Source organism: Bradyrhizobium sp. 33ap4 (genome assembly GCF_032654765.1).
GTDB classification, from domain to species: Bacteria; Pseudomonadota; Alphaproteobacteria; order Rhizobiales; family Xanthobacteraceae; genus Bradyrhizobium; species Bradyrhizobium australafricanum.
Window position 1 is genome coordinate 39,448 of record NZ_JAUMTJ010000007.1, and the last position, 16,569, is coordinate 56,016.

General features: G+C 64.9%; 15 protein-coding genes. 11 read left to right on the forward strand and 4 right to left on the reverse strand.

Annotated elements, in window-relative coordinates; translation table 11 throughout:
* The first annotated feature begins 92 nt into the window (after positions 1–92).
* The 3 genes from Q2M23_RS07400 to Q2M23_RS07410 all read left to right on the forward strand — a co-directional run bounded on the left by Q2M23_RS07400 (position 93) and on the right by Q2M23_RS07410 (position 2,164).
* The gene (locus Q2M23_RS07400; protein ID WP_225646649.1) at positions 93–416 is read left to right on the forward strand and encodes an aminoacyl-tRNA deacylase; all 324 of its coding nucleotides are present in this window, start codon (positions 93–95) and stop codon (positions 414–416) included.
* Positions 417–470: 54 nt separating this feature from the next.
* Complete coding sequence (locus tag Q2M23_RS07405) at positions 471–626, forward strand: response regulator (RefSeq protein WP_316395137.1); 156 nt, start codon at positions 471–473, stop codon at positions 624–626.
* Between the two features lie 314 nt (positions 627–940).
* Positions 941–2,164, forward strand: a complete 1,224-nt coding sequence (locus Q2M23_RS07410; protein WP_316395138.1) for a threonine ammonia-lyase — start codon at positions 941–943, stop codon at positions 2,162–2,164.
* 139 nt (positions 2,165–2,303) lie between these two features.
* Here the strand turns inward: Q2M23_RS07410 and Q2M23_RS07415 are convergent, their stop codons facing one another.
* The 3 genes from Q2M23_RS07415 to Q2M23_RS07425 all read right to left on the reverse strand — a co-directional run bounded on the left by Q2M23_RS07415 (position 2,304) and on the right by Q2M23_RS07425 (position 4,400).
* Positions 2,304–2,825, reverse strand: a complete 522-nt coding sequence (locus Q2M23_RS07415; protein ID WP_316395139.1) for a DUF1697 domain-containing protein — start codon at positions 2,823–2,825, stop codon at positions 2,304–2,306.
* 3 nt (positions 2,826–2,828) lie between these two features.
* Entirely contained in the window at positions 2,829–3,134 is a 306-nt protein-coding gene (locus tag Q2M23_RS07420) for a hypothetical protein (RefSeq protein WP_316395140.1), read from the reverse strand.
* Between the two features lie 153 nt (positions 3,135–3,287).
* Positions 3,288–4,400, reverse strand: coding sequence for a helix-turn-helix transcriptional regulator (locus Q2M23_RS07425; protein WP_316395141.1), 1,113 nt, complete (start codon positions 4,398–4,400; stop codon positions 3,288–3,290).
* A 657-nt stretch (positions 4,401–5,057) separates the two neighbouring features.
* On the opposite strand from Q2M23_RS07425, the gene Q2M23_RS07430 reads away from it, so the two are divergent.
* The 4 genes from Q2M23_RS07430 to greA all read left to right on the forward strand — a co-directional run bounded on the left by Q2M23_RS07430 (position 5,058) and on the right by greA (position 11,447).
* Positions 5,058–6,194, forward strand: a complete 1,137-nt coding sequence (locus Q2M23_RS07430; protein ID WP_316395143.1) for a hypothetical protein — start codon at positions 5,058–5,060, stop codon at positions 6,192–6,194.
* Between the two features lie 312 nt (positions 6,195–6,506).
* Positions 6,507–7,742, forward strand: coding sequence for an efflux RND transporter periplasmic adaptor subunit (locus Q2M23_RS07435; protein WP_410469701.1), 1,236 nt, complete (start codon positions 6,507–6,509; stop codon positions 7,740–7,742).
* Positions 7,739–10,885: a multidrug efflux RND transporter permease subunit gene (locus Q2M23_RS07440; RefSeq protein WP_316395145.1), complete on the forward strand. Its 3,147-nt coding sequence runs from the start codon at positions 7,739–7,741 to the stop codon at positions 10,883–10,885. The genes Q2M23_RS07435 and Q2M23_RS07440 overlap by 4 nt, the downstream gene beginning before the upstream one ends.
* Positions 10,886–10,964: 79 nt before the next feature.
* Positions 10,965–11,447 (forward strand): transcription elongation factor GreA, encoded by a 483-nt coding sequence (gene greA, locus Q2M23_RS07445; RefSeq protein WP_316395147.1) that lies wholly within the window; start codon positions 10,965–10,967, stop codon positions 11,445–11,447.
* 227 nt (positions 11,448–11,674) lie between these two features.
* On the opposite strand, the gene Q2M23_RS07450 is transcribed toward greA, so the two are convergent.
* Entirely contained in the window at positions 11,675–12,313 is a 639-nt protein-coding gene (locus Q2M23_RS07450; protein ID WP_316395149.1) for a GntR family transcriptional regulator, read from the reverse strand.
* Between the two features lie 124 nt (positions 12,314–12,437).
* On the opposite strand from Q2M23_RS07450, the gene bioB reads away from it, so the two are divergent.
* The 4 genes from bioB to Q2M23_RS07470 all read left to right on the forward strand — a co-directional run bounded on the left by bioB (position 12,438) and on the right by Q2M23_RS07470 (position 16,541).
* The gene (gene bioB / locus Q2M23_RS07455; protein WP_316395150.1) at positions 12,438–13,433 is read left to right on the forward strand and encodes a biotin synthase BioB; all 996 of its coding nucleotides are present in this window, start codon (positions 12,438–12,440) and stop codon (positions 13,431–13,433) included.
* A gap of 65 nt (positions 13,434–13,498) precedes the next feature.
* Positions 13,499–14,653 (forward strand): 8-amino-7-oxononanoate synthase, encoded by a 1,155-nt coding sequence (locus Q2M23_RS07460; RefSeq protein ID WP_316395152.1) that lies wholly within the window; start codon positions 13,499–13,501, stop codon positions 14,651–14,653.
* Positions 14,650–15,282: a dethiobiotin synthase gene (gene bioD / locus Q2M23_RS07465; RefSeq protein ID WP_316395154.1), complete on the forward strand. Its 633-nt coding sequence runs from the start codon at positions 14,650–14,652 to the stop codon at positions 15,280–15,282. The genes Q2M23_RS07460 and bioD overlap by 4 nt, the downstream gene beginning before the upstream one ends.
* The gene (locus tag Q2M23_RS07470; protein WP_057015366.1) at positions 15,279–16,541 is read left to right on the forward strand and encodes an adenosylmethionine--8-amino-7-oxononanoate transaminase; all 1,263 of its coding nucleotides are present in this window, start codon (positions 15,279–15,281) and stop codon (positions 16,539–16,541) included. The genes bioD and Q2M23_RS07470 overlap by 4 nt, the downstream gene beginning before the upstream one ends.
* Positions 16,542–16,569: the final 28 nt, after the last annotated feature.

Below are 16,569 nucleotides of genomic sequence, written 5' to 3' on the forward strand. Positions count from 1 at the left end.
TCGAGTTGAGCATACAGGTTGCGATCTTAAAAATATTGGCCAGTCACGTCCGCGGCAAAGCCACAATCAATTCACTTAAGCACGATCTCGCCGTGCTCTCATCGAGCGGCGACGATTGGCATGCGCGGATCAAACGTCTGGCGTCGCGGGTCCCCGAACTCGACATCTTTAGCCATGGCTATGTGCTCCGTGACGTCGAAGGCTGGGAGATCACATCGGCCGGTCGCGAGTTCCTGCGTGCACTGGAAGCGGTCACGCAAGACAATCTGCCGTCCGCGCCATCGGCCGATACCGTAATCCGCGCCGAGGGCAGGCTGATCGTGGTCGGTCACCGCTTCAAGAATCGGGTGCGGGCACCGAGTGATCCCGAACAGAGCACATTGGCGCGCCGCCGGCCGATCCGCGAGCCGCATTGAACCTCACTGCGCTGCACGCTACCTACCTTCGGGACGTGGCTCTGGAGGTCGCAAATGACTGCTTTGGCTCAATCGATCGCACGCGCGTTTCCGGCCAATTCGCTTCGGAGCAGCATCGTCCGGCATCTCCTGCTGTTCGCCTTGGCGGTCCTGCTCGTCGCGGCGCTCAGGGCAGGCTACGGCCTCGATCTCAGCGCCGGTCTCTTTTAGCCGCGACAAATTATCCGGCGGCAAGTCATATTGGGTTAACCGGACCGGGGTAGCCAGGCGCACGCTCTCCTTGCATCTCGAACCCGGGCCGGTTTTCCATGGATAAGCCGATGCGCTGCCAGTGCGGCAGGACGCGAACCATTGTGCTCGACAAGCATTTCCGCACCGCGCTGGTATGCCCGAAATGCGATGAAGTTCAGCCGGCCGGGCCGGCGAGGGCGGAGGAACGGGTGTTAGCCGCACGCTAACGCGGTCGTGTTCGGCGCCGAAACCCGCTAGGTTCCGTCCGACGAAACGGACCAAAGCGAAACCCGATGCCGCAGCCTTCCGACACCGCCGCCATCACCCTTGCCGACATACGCCGTGCCGCGGATGTGATCCGGGATGCGGTCATGGTCACGGCCTGCAACGAGAGCCGCACGCTGGGCGAGATCTGCGGCTGCCGCCTGTTCCTCAAATTCGAGAACCTGCAATTCACAGCGACCTTCAAGGAGCGCGGCGCGCTGAATCGTCTGCAGGCGCTTTCGCCTGCGGAACGGAAGCGCGGCGTGATCGCGATGTCGGCCGGCAATCACGCCCAGGGCGTGGCCTATCACGCCAAGCGGCTCGGCATCCCCGCCACCATCGTGATGCCGATCGGCACGCCAATGGTGAAGATCGAGAACACCAGGCGGCACGGCGCCGAGGTCATCATCACCGGGCAGACGCTGGAAGAATGCTTCGCGTTCGTCGGCTCGCATGCCGCGCAGAAGGGCCTGATCCTGATCCACCCCTATGACGATCCGCTGATCATTGCAGGACAAGGCACGATCGGACTTGAAATGCTCGCGGCGGTGCCGGACCTCGATATCCTGGTGGTGCCGATCGGCGGCGGCGGGCTGATCTCGGGCATCGCCACGGCCGCAAAGGCGCTGAAGCCGTCGATCCAGGTCGTCGGCGTGCAGGCCCAGCTCTATCCGTCAATGTACAATGCGGTCAAAGGCGAGCAGCTGCCGATGCGCGGCGACACCCTCGCCGAGGGCATTGCGGTCAAGGCGCCCGGGCAGATCACCACGAAAATCGTGCGCGAGCTCGTTGACGACATCATCCTGGTCAGCGAGGACCAGATCGAGCGCGCGGTCGCGACCCTGATCTCGATCGAAAAGACGGTGGTCGAAGGCGCCGGCGCCGCCGGTCTCGCGGCGGTGCTCGCAGCTCCCGAGCGCTTTGCGGGCAGCTCAGTCGGCCTGGTGCTGACCGGCGGCAATATCGACACCAGGCTGATTGCCTCGGTCCTGACCCGCGAGCTCGCGCGCGAGGGACGACTGACGCAACTGGCGCTCGACATCGTCGACCGGCCCGGACAGCTCGCGGCGGTGTCGATCCTGCTTGCCGATGCCGGCGCCAACATCATCGAGGTCTCGCATCAGCGCACCTTCTCCGATCTTCCGGCGAAGGCGACGCTGCTCGAGCTCGTGATCGAAACCCGCGACCGCGCCCATCTGGAGGAGGTGCTGGCAAGGCTCAGCGCCGAAGGATTCGCGGTGCGGGAGAGTTAGCTGTCAGACTGCTTGACCGTCATCCTGAGGCGCGAGCGGAGCGAGCCTCGAAGGATGAATCGGCCACCAGCCGGGCCGTGCATCCTTCGAGACGCGCGCAAGTGCGCGCTCCTCAGGATGACGGATTTCAATGGGCGAACTAACCCTCGTTGTCCCCCGCCGCCAGCTCGGCGAGCTTCGCGATAGTGTTGATGTTGCGCGCGGTGCCCTTGGCGGCGGCGGGGATCTTCAGCTTCGAGCGGCCCATGCCGCTGCCATAGGCGACATAGATCTCGCGCTTGCCGAGCCGCACCTCTTCGTCCTGCTGGCCCTTGATGTCCTTCAAGGCGTCCTTGGGCGGCGGCTCGTCGAGGAAGATCGCGACAGTATAGTTCGGCGGCGCTTTCGGAAACGGATTGGCCTTCAGCACCGCGGCGATCTCGTCCGCGCTGCGGACGGCGACGCCGACCGGCTTGCCGGCATAGGCCTGCAGCCGCCGCTCCAGCGTGGCCTTGACCTTGGCCGCGCCGAGCTTCGAGGAGAACACGACATTGCCGCTGGCGATATAGGTCTGCGCGTCGGCAAATCCCTCGTCGACGCACATTGCCTTCAACTCGGTCATTGGTAGCTTGCCGGTGCCGCCGACATTGACCGCGCGCAGCAGGGCGACGTAACGCGGCATCGACTAGCCGTCGGTTTTCTTCTTCGCGGGCTTCTTGGCCGGCGGCGGCTCTTCCATCGCCTTCTTCATGGCGCGCGCATAGGCGTCGGCGGCGTTCTCGGCCGAATTCTGCAACCGCTTGGCGGTTGCGGTTGCGTTCAGAATCGTGCTCTTGGCCAGGAAGCGGAAGCGCGCCTTGGTCTCCTTGTCCTTGGCCTTGGCGGCGCGAGAGACCCAGGCGGCCTGGCGTTTCTTGGCAGCCGCCATCACGGCCTTGGTCTGCGCTTTTGCGGTTTGCCGGATGACGGCGTCGAGGTCGGCTTCGGCCATTCAGTTGCACTCATTGACTGGACATGCGCCGGGCGGGCGCACGGAGGGAGGGACGCTACCCCTAGCGTAACCGGCACCGTTTGAACATGCGATCGTTTTGCGAATTCCCGGAGGATCGCATCGACCCCTGCACCGAGGCTTGCGCGGCGTGCGCTAGTCTCCTGACGACCCCGGCGGCACCTTCGCGCCGGCGAGCAGTCTGGCCAGCTCCACCTGCCGGCCTAGTCCGGTCTTGGCCAGCACCGCCTTGAGCTGGTTGCGCACCGTTTCGCGGGAGATGCCGAATGCGCCGGCGATTGCCTCGACGGTGCGTCCCTCGCCAATGCCGCGCGCAACGCGCGCCTCCGCCGGCGTCAGGTCGAACAGGCCCTGCAGCACTTCCGCGGTCGGCACCTCGGCCGGCACCACCGGCGTCACGATCACGATCGCCGCCGCGCGGTCGAACAGGTCACGCGCCGCGCCATGGATCGGGACCAGATGCACGATCAGCGGCGGCCGATCCTCCTGCGCCGCGATCGGCACCGAGCGCACCTCCACGCTGATCAGTCCCTGATCAAGCGCGGCTAGCGCCTGTGCGAACAGCGCATCGGCAGTGGTCGCCGCCAGCGTCAGGCGCTCGCCGCGATCCTGCATCACGTCGGGCACCAGGCGGTCGAACAGCGTGTTGGCTGCCATCAGGCGGCCGCCGCGCCGCAGCACTGCCGCGGGCAGGCCGAGCATCGCCAGCGATTCGGTCGCCGCCCTGGCGCGCTCCATCCCAAGCCGTGCCGACAGCAGCGCGGCACGCGCCAGATGCGGCCGCAGCGCGTCGAGCTGCTCGATTGCTTCCCGCTCGATCGGTCCGTGCTGGTATTCACGCTCGACGCTGTAGATCAGCACGTCGCCGCTCGGCACCGGGATCGCAGTACCGGCGCCCCATCCGAGCCCGCGCGGGCGGAAGAATTCGCGGATCTGGAAGTCCTGCTGCACCTCCTCGGGCGTATCGAACACGTCGATGTCGCGCAGGAAGCCGGCATGGTTGGCCGCGAGCAGGCGCGGCAATCGCCCGTTGCGCTCGTGCCAGCCGCCCTCGACATAGGCCACCGTGTCGTCGTGCATGTCGGGCGACGCGACCCAGCGGACGTCGTGTGGGGCCGCCGTCAGCAGCACGATACCGCGCGCACGCGCGATTGCACCGACCTGATGCAGGACACTCGGCCACAATTCGGGGACGACCGCGGCCTCATAGGCCAGTTCAATCAGATGCTCGTGCAGGTCGTTCGCCATCGGTCATCCCAAAAACCGTTGTTGCCCAATAGATAAACCCGGCGACCTCGGAAATATTGCGTAAAGCAATTCAGCCCGAGCCACGAGTCCGGGTTATTCCGGTGCGCGTTCACGCGCATCAGGGGGAATTCCGACGTTTTCGCCGCCTCTTCTTCGCGATTTTCGCGCGGCGGCCGGGGTCTCGCTCGCTCGGCTGCGATCCGGCGCGCGGCCGCCGGCGCACGGACGACGAAGGCGAAGCTCGATGCCAGGTCGGCGGGGCGGCCCCATGACTTGATAGAGACTTGATGAAGACTCGATAATCAGGGCCTGACGATCATCGCCGCGCGCGGCAAAATCGAAGCTACGTGACAGATGGAAACATTCCGAAGCATCCCGAAACCGGATTGGCATGACTGGCGCTGCGCCAAGCCCGCCGGCGTCACACATTTGCAACGTTGCACGCGATCGTTCGAGCATGAACATCCTTTAATTTGTATCCGCGCAATCCGTGGCGCCAGCTAGGGCATGATCCGGAAAAGTGCGAAGCGGTTTTTCGAAAAGGATCATGCCTAACGGGCGGCCTAAGGCGCGATGACGATTCAAACCGGGTCTGATCGCGCTTTGAGCGGCCACCTCTGACATTCATACGAGCCATCGTCGGCTCGGGGAGAGTCGATGATCAGTCGCAGGGCTCTTTCCGGATTGTTGATGACGCTGGTCGGCCCCTCGTCGCGGGCCGGCAGCGACAGGCTGGTGCTGGGCCATTGCCAGGGATCATGCGCGAATGTCGACTTGCCGACCCTTGGCTACGATCAGTTCTGCCGGTCGTTGTTCGATATCGCGGCAAGCGGCAGGCTGCGCGCGGTGGCAACCGGTTCGGAGATTCGCGGAGAGATGCGATCTCTCTTCCGCGCGCGGCGGCTTTATCGGCCGTCGCGTGACGAGATCCGGGTTCTCTGGCGCGCGCCCGCGGATGGCTTCTCGGTCGTGAAGGTCGAGTTCGATCTGGAATGCGGCGTGCCGGTGCGCGGATGTCTTGGAATTCCCGACGGAGAATTCAAGGGATTGATCCTGCTCGGCCACGGCATGGCGAACACGCCGGAGCGCTGCTTCGACGATGCCGACAAGGACTACATGAACGCGCTCGGCAAAGGGCTATGTCGGGACGGCTATGTCGTCTGGTGTCCTTACATCGTCCAGATCGGAAATCAGGAGAGCCAGAACAACATCGCCGCGATGCTGGCATCGCACGGTGTCTCCGCCCACAACGTGTCATGCGCATCGCTCGATGCCGGCGAAATCGTTTGCAGGAAGCTCACCGGCGCGTCGGGTTTGAATGTCGGCGTCTACGGGGTTTCCTGGGGCGCCTTTCTCGCGCTGCATCTGGAAGCCGCGACGGGGCGGATGCGGCCGACTGTTGTGTCCGGATATATGCGCGACGAGAAGAGGTTTCTGACGTCATCCGTGATCACCAGGAATCTCGGCGTCGAACTTGCGGCTTACATTCATTTCAGCGCCGGCCGCGCCAAGTACGCCGGCGCGGAGCTGGCGTACTTGCTCTGCCCGTGTCCGCTGTTCGTCGAGATCGGGAGCCGTGACGGTGCAAACGCGCTGGAACTTGGGCGGGATGAAAAGTTTTCACAAATGCAGTCGATCTACGCATCGTCAGGCCATTCGCATTTGATCGACATGGACATCTTCGACGGTGTGCACGAGGTCAGCGGCAAGCGCGCGCGGCCGTGGCTATCCGAACGTCTGGCGTCGCCAGCCTATCAAGACACCTCTCGCTTGAAGAACGCCATCGCGTTGTGAGCGCAGCCTGACCTCGAGAGTACCGAGAGTGCGCTCGTGTGGGATCACATTGACGGGAGCTTTCGGCGCCGGCGGCATGCACTGAGCCGGTCCGCGCGGCCGCAATGGCTGTGTCATGGTGGCGTCGCAGCGCTTCACAAAGCTGGCTGTCGTCGGGATCGGCGCAACGATCGCGATCAGCTTACAGCATTGTCGGATTGGCCGCGTTATGATCTGCTGCAACGCACCTGCCCATCCTGACCTTCGGGTCTGAGGGAACTCGACGTCATATCCGTCTCGTAGCGTCTGTTGGTAGCCGAAGGGTTGGACTGCATGAGTGGTACGGAACGCATGCTCGGTGGCTTGGCAGGGTTTCTCGTATCGGCGGGACTAATGGCGGCGGGAGTATCGGCGGCCCATGCCCAGGCTGGGCCGCCCGGGCCTCCTGCCGTGGGCGTGTTCGAGGCGGTGAAGCGGCCGATCACCGAAACCAATGAATTTCTCGGACGCATCGAAGCCCCCAACCGCGTCAACGTGGTGGCGCGTGTGACCGCGTTCCTGGACAAGCGGAACTTTGTCGAGGGCTCCGAGGTCAAGGCCGGTGATCTCTTGTATCAACTCGAGCGCGGACCGTTCGAGGCCGATCTCGCATCGAAGAAGGCACAGGTCGCCCAATTGCAGGCGACGCTGGTCAACGCCAAGCTGACCACCGATCGCGCCAAGGCCCTGATGGGCGGCCCGGCCGGCCAGCAATCCAATGTTGATGCGGCGGTCGCCAACCAGCAGAGCCTCGAGGCACAGGTGCAGGCCGCGCAGGCGCAGGTCGACCTGTCCCAGATCAATCTCGACTACACCATGATCCACTCGCCGATCGACGGCAGGATCGGACGCACCGCGGTCACCGCGGGCAACGTCGTGACGCCGAGCTCGGGAACCCTGACGACCATCGTCAGCCAGGACCCGATGTATGTCACCTTTCCCGTGCCGGTGCGCGAGGCGCTCGATCTGCGCGACCGTTATGCGACGCGCGGCGGCTTCAAGGCCGTCGTCATCCGCCTGCGGTTGCCGGACGGCCGGCTCTTCGACAAGACCGGCGAGCTGAATTTCGTCAACAACACGATCGCGCAGAACACCGATACCATCTCCCTGCGCGGCACCATCCCCAATCCGCCGACATATACCTCCGTCGCGGCCGGCGGCTCGCTCCGCGAACTCACCGACAATGAGTTCGTGACCGTTCTCCTCGAAGGCGTGCAGCCGGTCGAGGTGCTCGCGATCCCGCGTTCGGCGGTGCTGTCGGACCAGCAAGGCGAATATGTCTATGTCGTCGGCGCGGACAACAAGGCCGAGCAAAGGCGGATCCAGCTTGGGCAATCGACCGCAACGATTGCGGCGGTGACGGGTGGCATCTCGCTCGGCGACAAGGTCGTCGTCGAGGGGTTGCAGAAGGTCAAGCCGGGCGAGGTGGTGGCGCCGGGGCCCGTCAGCGCGCTGATCCAGTCGAGCATGAAGGTTTCGGCGGACAGCGGCGCGAGCAACACGCCGAAATCGACGGGCAATAACCCATGATTTCTGCCGTCTTCGTCGATCGTCCGCGGCTTGCGATCGTCATCGCGTTCGTGATCACGATCGCGGGCGCGCTGGCGCTGATGCAGATTCCGGTCGCGCAGTTTCCGGACATCGTGCCGCCGCAGGTCACGGTCTCCGCCGTATTCCCCGGCGCATCGGCCGAAGTGGTCGAATCGAGCGTCGCCCAGCCGCTGGAAGCGCAGGTCGTGGGTGTCGACAAGATGCTCTACATGAAGTCGACCAGCGGCAATGACGGCAGCTACACGCTGACGGTCTCGTTCGCGCTCGGCACCGATCCCGATATCAACACCGTCAACGTCAACAACCGCGTGCAGAGCGCGCTCGCGCAATTGCCGACCGAGGTGCAGGCGCAGGGCCTGACCGTGCAGAAGAAATCCTCGGCGGTGCTGCAATTCATCGTGCTGTACAGCAAGAGCGGCGATCAGGATCCGCTGTTCATCACCAACTACGCCATCATCAACGTGCTGGACGCGATCTCGCGCACGCCTGGTGTCGGACAGGCCTCGCTGTTCGCGAAGCTGAACTACTCGATGCGGATCTGGTTCGACACCCAGCGCCTGACCAGCCTCAACCTGGCGCCGTCGGACGTGATCGCCGCGATCAGGGCGCAAAGTGTGCAGGCGCCGGTCGGCCGCATCGGCGCGCGTCCGATCAGCAATGACCAGCAGTTCCAGTTCAATGTGCAGACGCAGGGCCGCCTGACGACATCCAAGCAGTTCGGCGACATCGTGCTGCGGGCCAATCCGGATGGCTCGGTGCTGCGGATCAGGGACGTTGCTCGTGTCGAGATCGGCGCGCAGAACATGGATTCGGAGTCGCGGATCGACGGCAATCCCGGCGTGCCGATGGGCATCTATCTCGCGCCCGGCGCCAATGCGGTGACCACGGCCAAGGCGGTGCAGGCCACGCTTGCGCGGCTGTCGGAGCGGTTTCCGCCGGGGCTGACCTATCTCGTGCAGTACGATTCCACCACATTCGTCTCCGATACGATCAAGGAGGTGATGAAGACGCTCGGCGAGGCCTTCGTGCTCGTCGTGATCGTGGTGTTCCTATTCCTCGGCAATCTGCGCGCCACGGTGATCCCCGCGGTCGCGGTTCCGGTCAGCCTGATCGGCGCCTTCGCGGTGCTGCTGGCGCTCGGCTATTCCGCCAATACGGTCTCGCTGCTGGCGATGGTGCTGGCGATCGGCATCGTGGTCGACGACGCCATCGTCGTGGTCGAGAACGTCGAGCGCGTCATGGAGGAGGAGCCGGAGCTGTCGCCGGCCGACGCCACCAAGAAGGCGATGGCCCAGATCACGGCGCCGATCATCGCGATCTCGCTGGTGCTGCTCTCGGTGTTCGTGCCGATCGCGTTCATCCCGGGCATTTCCGGCACGCTGTTCCGCCAGTTCGCGGTGACGATCAGCGCCGCGATGGTGATCTCGGCGCTGAATGCGCTGACCTTGTCGCCGGCACTGTGCGCCGTGTTCCTGCGTCATGGCGGGCCGCGCCGCGGCATCATGGGACGGGTGCTCGGCAGCATCGACTGGGTACGTGACCGCTACGCCGGCGTGGTGCAACGGCTGGTTCGTGTGGCGGTGCTGTCACTGGTTGCGGTGCTGGTGTTTGCCGGCGCGGTGTTCGGCGTGTCGAAGATCACGCCGACCGGCTTCCTGCCTGAGGAGGATCAGGGCGCCTTCTTCATCGCGGTGCAATTGCCCGACGGCGCGTCGGTGGCACGCACCAGCGAGGTCACCAAGCAGGTCGAGGCACTCTTGAAGAAGAATCCGGCGATCGACCATGTGCTGTCGATCATCGGCTTCTCGCTACTCGACGGTGCCAGCGAGCCGAATTCGGCATTCATGGTGGCACGCATGAAGGCGTTCGCCGATCGCAAGGCCGTCACCGACTCGGTGCAGGCTGCGATCGGGCAGACCTTCGTTGGGGGATCGCAGATTCGCCAGGCTTCGGTGCTGCCGTTCAACCTGCCGCCGATCATCGGGCTTTCGACCTCCGGCGGTTTCGAATATCAGCTCGAGGCGCTGGAGGGGCAGGATCCGGCTTCGCTCAGCAGCGTGATGGGCGGGCTGATCGGTGCTGCGAACCGCAATCCAAATCTGGCCCGCGTGTTCTCGACCTTCACCGCGACCAACCCGTCGGTCTATCTCGACATCGATCGCGCCAAGGCGCAGGCGCTCGGCCTCAACATGGCCGACGTCTTCACCGCGCTGCAGGCCACGCTCGGCGGCATCTACGTCAACAATTTCAACCTGTTTGGCCGCACCTGGCAGGTCAATGTACAGGGCGACGCGGCCAACCGCCGCGACATCCCCGACATCTGGCAGATCTATGTGCGCAACAGCGGCGGCGAGATGGTGCCGATCCGTTCGATCGCAAGCCTGCGCATCGTGACCGGACCGCAGGTGATCACGCGCTACAACAATTATCGTTCGGTCACCGTGAACGGCAGCCCGGCGGCGGGCGTGTCCTCGGGCACCGCGATCGCGACGATGGCCGAGCTCTCCAAGTCGACGCTGCCTTCCGGCTATTCCTACGAGTGGACCGGCACGGCCTATCAGGAGCAGGCGGCCTCCGGCCAGACCGGCATCATTCTCGGCCTCGCGGTGCTGTTTGCCTATCTGTTCCTGGTCGCGCTGTATGAGAGCTGGACGATCCCGATTCCCGTGCTGCTATCGGTCGCGGTCGGCGTGTTCGGTTCCTATCTTGCGATCAAGCTCGCGGGCCTCAACCTCGATCTCTACGGTCAGATCGGCCTCGTGGTGCTGATCGCGCTCGCCGCCAAGAACGGCATCCTGATCGTCGAGTTCGCCAAGGAGCAGCGCGAGGCCGGCAAGCCGATCGCGGAGGCCGCGACGATGGGCGCGCAAATGCGCTTCCGCGCCGTCATGATGACATCAATTGCCTTCATCCTCGGCCTGGTGCCGCTGGTGGTCGCGACCGGTGCCGCGGAAATCAGCCGCCGTGCGGTCGGCACCGCGGTGTTCGGCGGTATGCTCGCCGCAAGCTCGGTCGGCATCTTCCTGGTGCCGATGCTGTTCGTCACCTTCCAGGGCTGGCGCGAGGGTGTAAAGAACCGCTTCGGCAGACGGACCAAGGCGGAACAGCCTGCCTCGCATTAGATCCTGCCTAATCCCTTCGCGCATTAGGGAGGCGCGTGGGGCGGGTCTATGCTGCTGGCCTCATCGATGGAGTTCTGGATTGAGCGTTGCCTTCACCAAGGAAGAAAGTGCCGAGACCGCGTCCGAAACGCTGTTGCCGGACCGCCCCATTTCGCCGCATCCCAACCTGGTGACCGAAGCAGGACGCAAGGCGCTGGAGCGTGAGCTCCAGGCGGCACGCGAGGCCCTTGAGGCCGCGCAGCAGCTGGACGACGTCAACGAACGGCGGCGGCAGTCGGCGGTTCCGTTGCGCGACGCGCGCTATCTCACAGAGCGGCTCCGCACCGCGCAGGTCGTGCCTGACCCTGCTTCCACCGAAACTGTTGCCTTCGGCAGCACGGTGACTTTCAGCCGCACCGACGGGCGGGTGCAGACCTATCGCATTGTCGGCGAGGACGAAGCCGACCCAAAGGCAGGCTCGATTTCCTTTGTCTCGCCGGTAGCGAGGTCGCTGATGGGCAAAGCCCTGGGCGACGTCGCAGGCTCGGGCGATCAGGAGCTGGAGATCGTCGCGATCGCTTAGAGAGTGATGGGATTAGATTGAATGGCGGTCGCAAAGGCGGCGCGTCCCCTCGCCCCGTTCTTACGGGGAGAGGGTTTGGGGTGAGGGGCTGCCTCCGCACACGCGGAGACAGATACTCTCGCGGAGACCCCCTCTCACCCGGAACGCATCTGCCGATGCGTTCCGAGCTCTCCCCGCACGCGGGGCGAGGTGAACCGGAGTCCGCCGCTCGATTCGGAGCAAAGTGATCACGCTGCCGGCAGGGCAAGCCGCTCGATAGTCTGAATATGCCGCGCCAGCAGGCTGCAGGCCTGTTCGATGTTGCGTGCGCGCAGCGCCTGCAGGATCACGCGATGATCCTGGCTCGGCCGCGGCCGCCAGCCGGCGTTGCGCGCCATCGCGAACACCAGTCGCGAATTCGCAAGCTGCAGGCCGTCGAGGCTGGCAAGCAGCCGCGGCATCGCGCACGGCGCCACCAGCGCATGGTGAAAGGCGCGATTGGCCATCTCGAAATCCTGCACCGTCTCGGCACTGTCGCCTTGGATCATGGCGAGTTCGATCCGTGCCAGATGGGCCGATGTGAGCCTGGGGGCGGCATTGCGCAACGCGACCACCTCGAGCGCGGCGCGCATCTCGGCGATTTCCTTCACCGACCTGGTGTCGAGCGGCGCGACCCGCACCCCGCGTCGCGGCACCGCAACAACGAGATGCTGCGCCTCCAATTGCATGAAGGCCTCGCGCACCGGCACGTGGCTCGAATGGAATTCGCGCGCGATATGATCCTGCCGCAGCGGCGCGTCCGGCAGCAATTCGCCGTTGATGATGCGCTCGCCGATCGCTTCGGCGATGCGCCCCGCGGTGGTCGTGTTCTCGCCTTCGCTCGTCATAGATTATCTATCGTAAAAACGGGTGCGCGCGCGTACTGGCTCGGCTAGCATCGTTCTAAGTCCACAGATCATAGATAATATACCAGATTATCTATGGTCCACAGCAAACGAGAAAGCAAGCCATATGGTTGATGTCGTGGAAATCGAACGGACCGACAGCGGCACCAGTGCAGCGCCCCGCAAGACCTGGGACCGTACCGAGGCTGAAGCACTCTACAATTTGCCGTTCGCGGATTTGATGTTTCAGGCGCAAGGCGTGCATCGCGCCAACTTCAATCCGAACCATGTCGAAACCGCGAGCCTGCTCAGCATCAAGACCGGCGGCTGCCCGGAAGACTGCGGCTACTGCTCGCAAAGCGCGCATTACGACACCGGCCTGAAGGCCACTCGCCTGATGCCGCGGGACGAAGTGGTCGCGGTCGCGCAACGCGCCAAGGACGCCGGCGCAACCCGCTTCTGCATGGCTGCGGCCTGGCGCAGCCCGAAGGACCGCGATCTCGATCAGGTCTGCGACATGGTCAGCGCGGTGAAGGGCCTCGGCATGGAAACCTGCGTCACGCTCGGCATGCTGACGCCAAAGCAGGCCGAGCGTCTCTCTGACGCCGGGCTCGATTTCTACAACCACAACGTCGACACCTCGCCCGAGTTCTACGACAAGATCATCACCACCCGCACCCTGCAGGATCGCATCGATACGCTCGCGCATGTGCGCGACGCCGGCATCAAGGTCTGCTGCGGCGGCATTATCGGCATGGGTGAACAGGTCGATGACCGGCTCGGCATGCTGATGCTGCTTGCCAATCTCCCCAGCCATCCGGAGAGCGTGCCGATCAATCTGTGGAACGAGGTCAATGGCGTTCCGGTCAACGACACCGCGGAACGGCCCGATCCGATCGCGCTGGTGCGTCTGGTTGCCACTGCGCGGATCATGATGCCGAAGAGCGTGGTGCGGCTGTCGGCCGGACGGCAATACATGACCGACGAGCTGCAGGCGATGTGCTTCCTCGCCGGCGCGAATTCGATCTTCATCGGCGATGTGCTGCTGACCACCAGGAACCCGCAGCGCGATCGCGACGCCGATTTGCTGGACCGGCTCGGCATCAACTCCGCCCTCGCCTGAGCGCAACTCCGGCACGCGCGCGGCGGGATTCGCCGCGCGACCAACTACAAATCTGAGAGAGAAGCATGAGCGCAATCCATGCGGCCAAGGTCGCTGATTACGCCGCGGCCTTGCACGCCCTGAGCAAGGACGATCGGCTGCGCGGTCTCAAGCCGCGCGCGGGCATCGATTTCGTCTCGAACGACTATCTGGCGCTCGCGAACGCGCCGCGCATCAAGAATGCGGTCTCGGCCGCGCTCGAGGCCGGCACACCGATCGGCGCCGGTGGGTCGCGGCTGCTGCGCGGCAATTGCGAGGAGCACGAACGGCTAGAGGCCGAAGCCGCCGCGTTCTTTGGAGCCGAGACGGCGCTGTTCTTCGGCGGCGGCTATGTCGCCAATTTCGCCGTGCTGACGACGCTGCCGCAGCGCGGCGATCTCCTGGTGCTCGATTCTCTCGTGCACGCCAGCATCCATGAAGGCGCGCGGGCCGGCCGGGCCGAATTCCGGATCAGCGCGCACAATGATCCCCAGTCGGTCGAAGACACCATTCGCGGCTGGCGTGCCGAGGGCGGCACGGGCCGGGCCTGGATCGTGGTCGAAAGCGTCTACAGCATGGATGGCGACGTCGCGCCGCTCGACGACCTCGTCGGCATCGCGGACCGGCACGACGCGTTCCTGATGGTGGACGAGGCGCATGGCACCGGCGTCTATGGCGAGCAGGGGCGTGGGCTGACGGCGTCCTATGAGGGGCGCGAGAACCTCGTGATCGTTCATACCTGCGGCAAGGCGCTGGGCGCCGCCGGCGCGCTGGTCACCGCTTCGACCGTGCTGCGCGACTTCATGGTCAATCGCTGCCGCCCGTTCATCTTCGCCACTGCACCGTCGCCACTTGTGGCCGTCGCCGTGCGCGAGGCGCTGCTGATCCTGCAGCAGGAGCCCGTGCATCAGCAGCGCCTGGCAAAACTGGTCGCGTTCACGCATCGCGAGCTCGACCTGCGCGGTTGGCGCAGCCCGTCGCGCTCGCAGATCGTGCCCTATATCGTCGGCGACAATGCGCGTGCGATGCAGCTGGCGTCTGCGCTGCAGGCGCGCGGCTTCGATATCAGAGGCATCAGGCCGCCGACCGTGCCGGCAGGCTCTGCCCGGTTGCGGATTGCGCTGACCCTTAATGTCGACGAGGACGACGTGCGCGCGCTGCTCGACGCGCTGGTCGACGAGACCAAAGGCTGGTCGCGATGACGAGCCGGATCGTGATCGCCGGCACCGATACCGGGATCGGGAAGACGGTGTTCTCCGCGGGCCTCGCCGGCCTCCTCGGCGCGCGCTACTGGAAGCCGGTTCAGGCCGGCCTCGAGGAGGAAACCGATGCGCAACTGGTCGCACGGCTTGGCGGGCTCCCGGCGGATCGCATCGTGCAGGAGCGTTACCGGCTTCGAACGCCGGCTTCGCCGCATCAGTCCGCCGCGCTCGACGGCGTGCGCATCGACGCTGCCGCGCTCGGCGTGCCCGATGCCGGGGACCGTCCGCTGGTGATCGAGGGCGCCGGCGGGCTGATGGTGCCGCTCGACGGCAACACGCTCTATATCGATATCTTCGCGCGATGGCGCCTTCCGGTCGTGCTGTGCGCCCGCACCGCGCTCGGCACCATCAATCACTCGCTGTTGTCGGTCGAGGCGCTGCGCACGCGCGGGATCGACATTCACGGGATCGCATTCATCGGCGAGAGCAATCCCGAGAGCGAGCGCGCGATCTGCGAGATCGGGCAGGTGCGCCGGCTAGGCCGGTTGCCCTGGCTTGCTCCGCTTGCGGCAGACACGCTGCAGGCAGCGTTCAAGGCGTCGTTCCGGCGGGAAGATTTCAATCCATGACATCCGCTCGGAAGTCGCCGATCTGGCACCCGTTCACCCAGCACGCGCTGCACGGCGAGATGACGAGGATCGTGCGTGGGGAGGGCGCCTATCTCTACACCGCGGATGATCGCCGCATCATCGATGCGATCGCATCTTGGTGGGTCGTGACCCACGGCCATTGCCATCCGCACATCGTGCGCGCGATCCAGGACCAGGCGGAGCAGCTCAACCAGATCATCTTCGCGGGCCATACCCACGATCCGGCCGAGCAGGTCGCCGCGCAGCTGTTGAAGCTGGCGCCCGACGGGCTCGATTACGTGTTCTTCTCCGACTCTGGCTCGACCAGCGTCGAGGTGGCGCTGAAGATGGCGCTCGGCTACTGGCACAATATCGGCGCGACGCGCACGCAGATCATCGTGATGGAAAATTCCTACCATGGCGACACGGTCGGGACGATGTCGGTCGGCGCGCGCGGCGTCTTCAACAGGGCTTACGAGCCGCTGCTGTTCGACGTCGCGTCGATCCCGTTTCCGGCGCCTGGCTATGAACAGACGACGCTCGACGCGCTCGAAGCCGCGTGCAGGAAGGAATCCGCGGCAGTGTTCATTGTCGAACCGCTGATCCTGGGTGCGGGCGGGATGCTGATGTATCCGCCCTGGGTGCTGAAGGAAATGAAACGCATCTGCGCAGCCGCTGGCGTGTTGTTCATCGCCGACGAGGTGATGACCGGCTGGGGCCGCACCGGCACCTTGTTCGCCTGCGAGCAGGCGGACGTCAGGCCCGATATCGCCTGCTATTCGAAGGGCCTCACCGGCGGTTCGCTGCCGCTCGCGGTGACGCTCTGCCGGGCCGAGATCTACGACGCACATTATTCCAGTGATCGTTCGCGCACCTTCTTCCATTCCAGCTCCTACACGGCAAACCCGGTCGCCTGCGCTGCTGCAAAAGCAAACCTCGAGCTCTGGCAACACGGTGCAGGCGCGCGCGTCTCCGCGGTGGCTGCGATGCAGGAGCGTCTGCTCGCCGCGTTCCGTGCCGACGCCCGCTTCGAGAACGTCCGCCGCACCGGGACCGTCACCGCACTTGATCTGAAGGCGAGCGATGCGGGCTATCTCGCCGGCATCGGCCCAAAGCTTCAGGCCTTCTTCGAACGCCGCAATCTGCTGCTGCGGCCGCTCGGCAACACGATCTACGTCATGCCGCCCTATTGCGTCACCGAGGCGGATCTCGAGGAGATCTACGACGGGATCAGCTGTGCGGCCGACGCGCTGGCTTGACGGCGCGCTTCGCGCCCAAAAGTCAGGG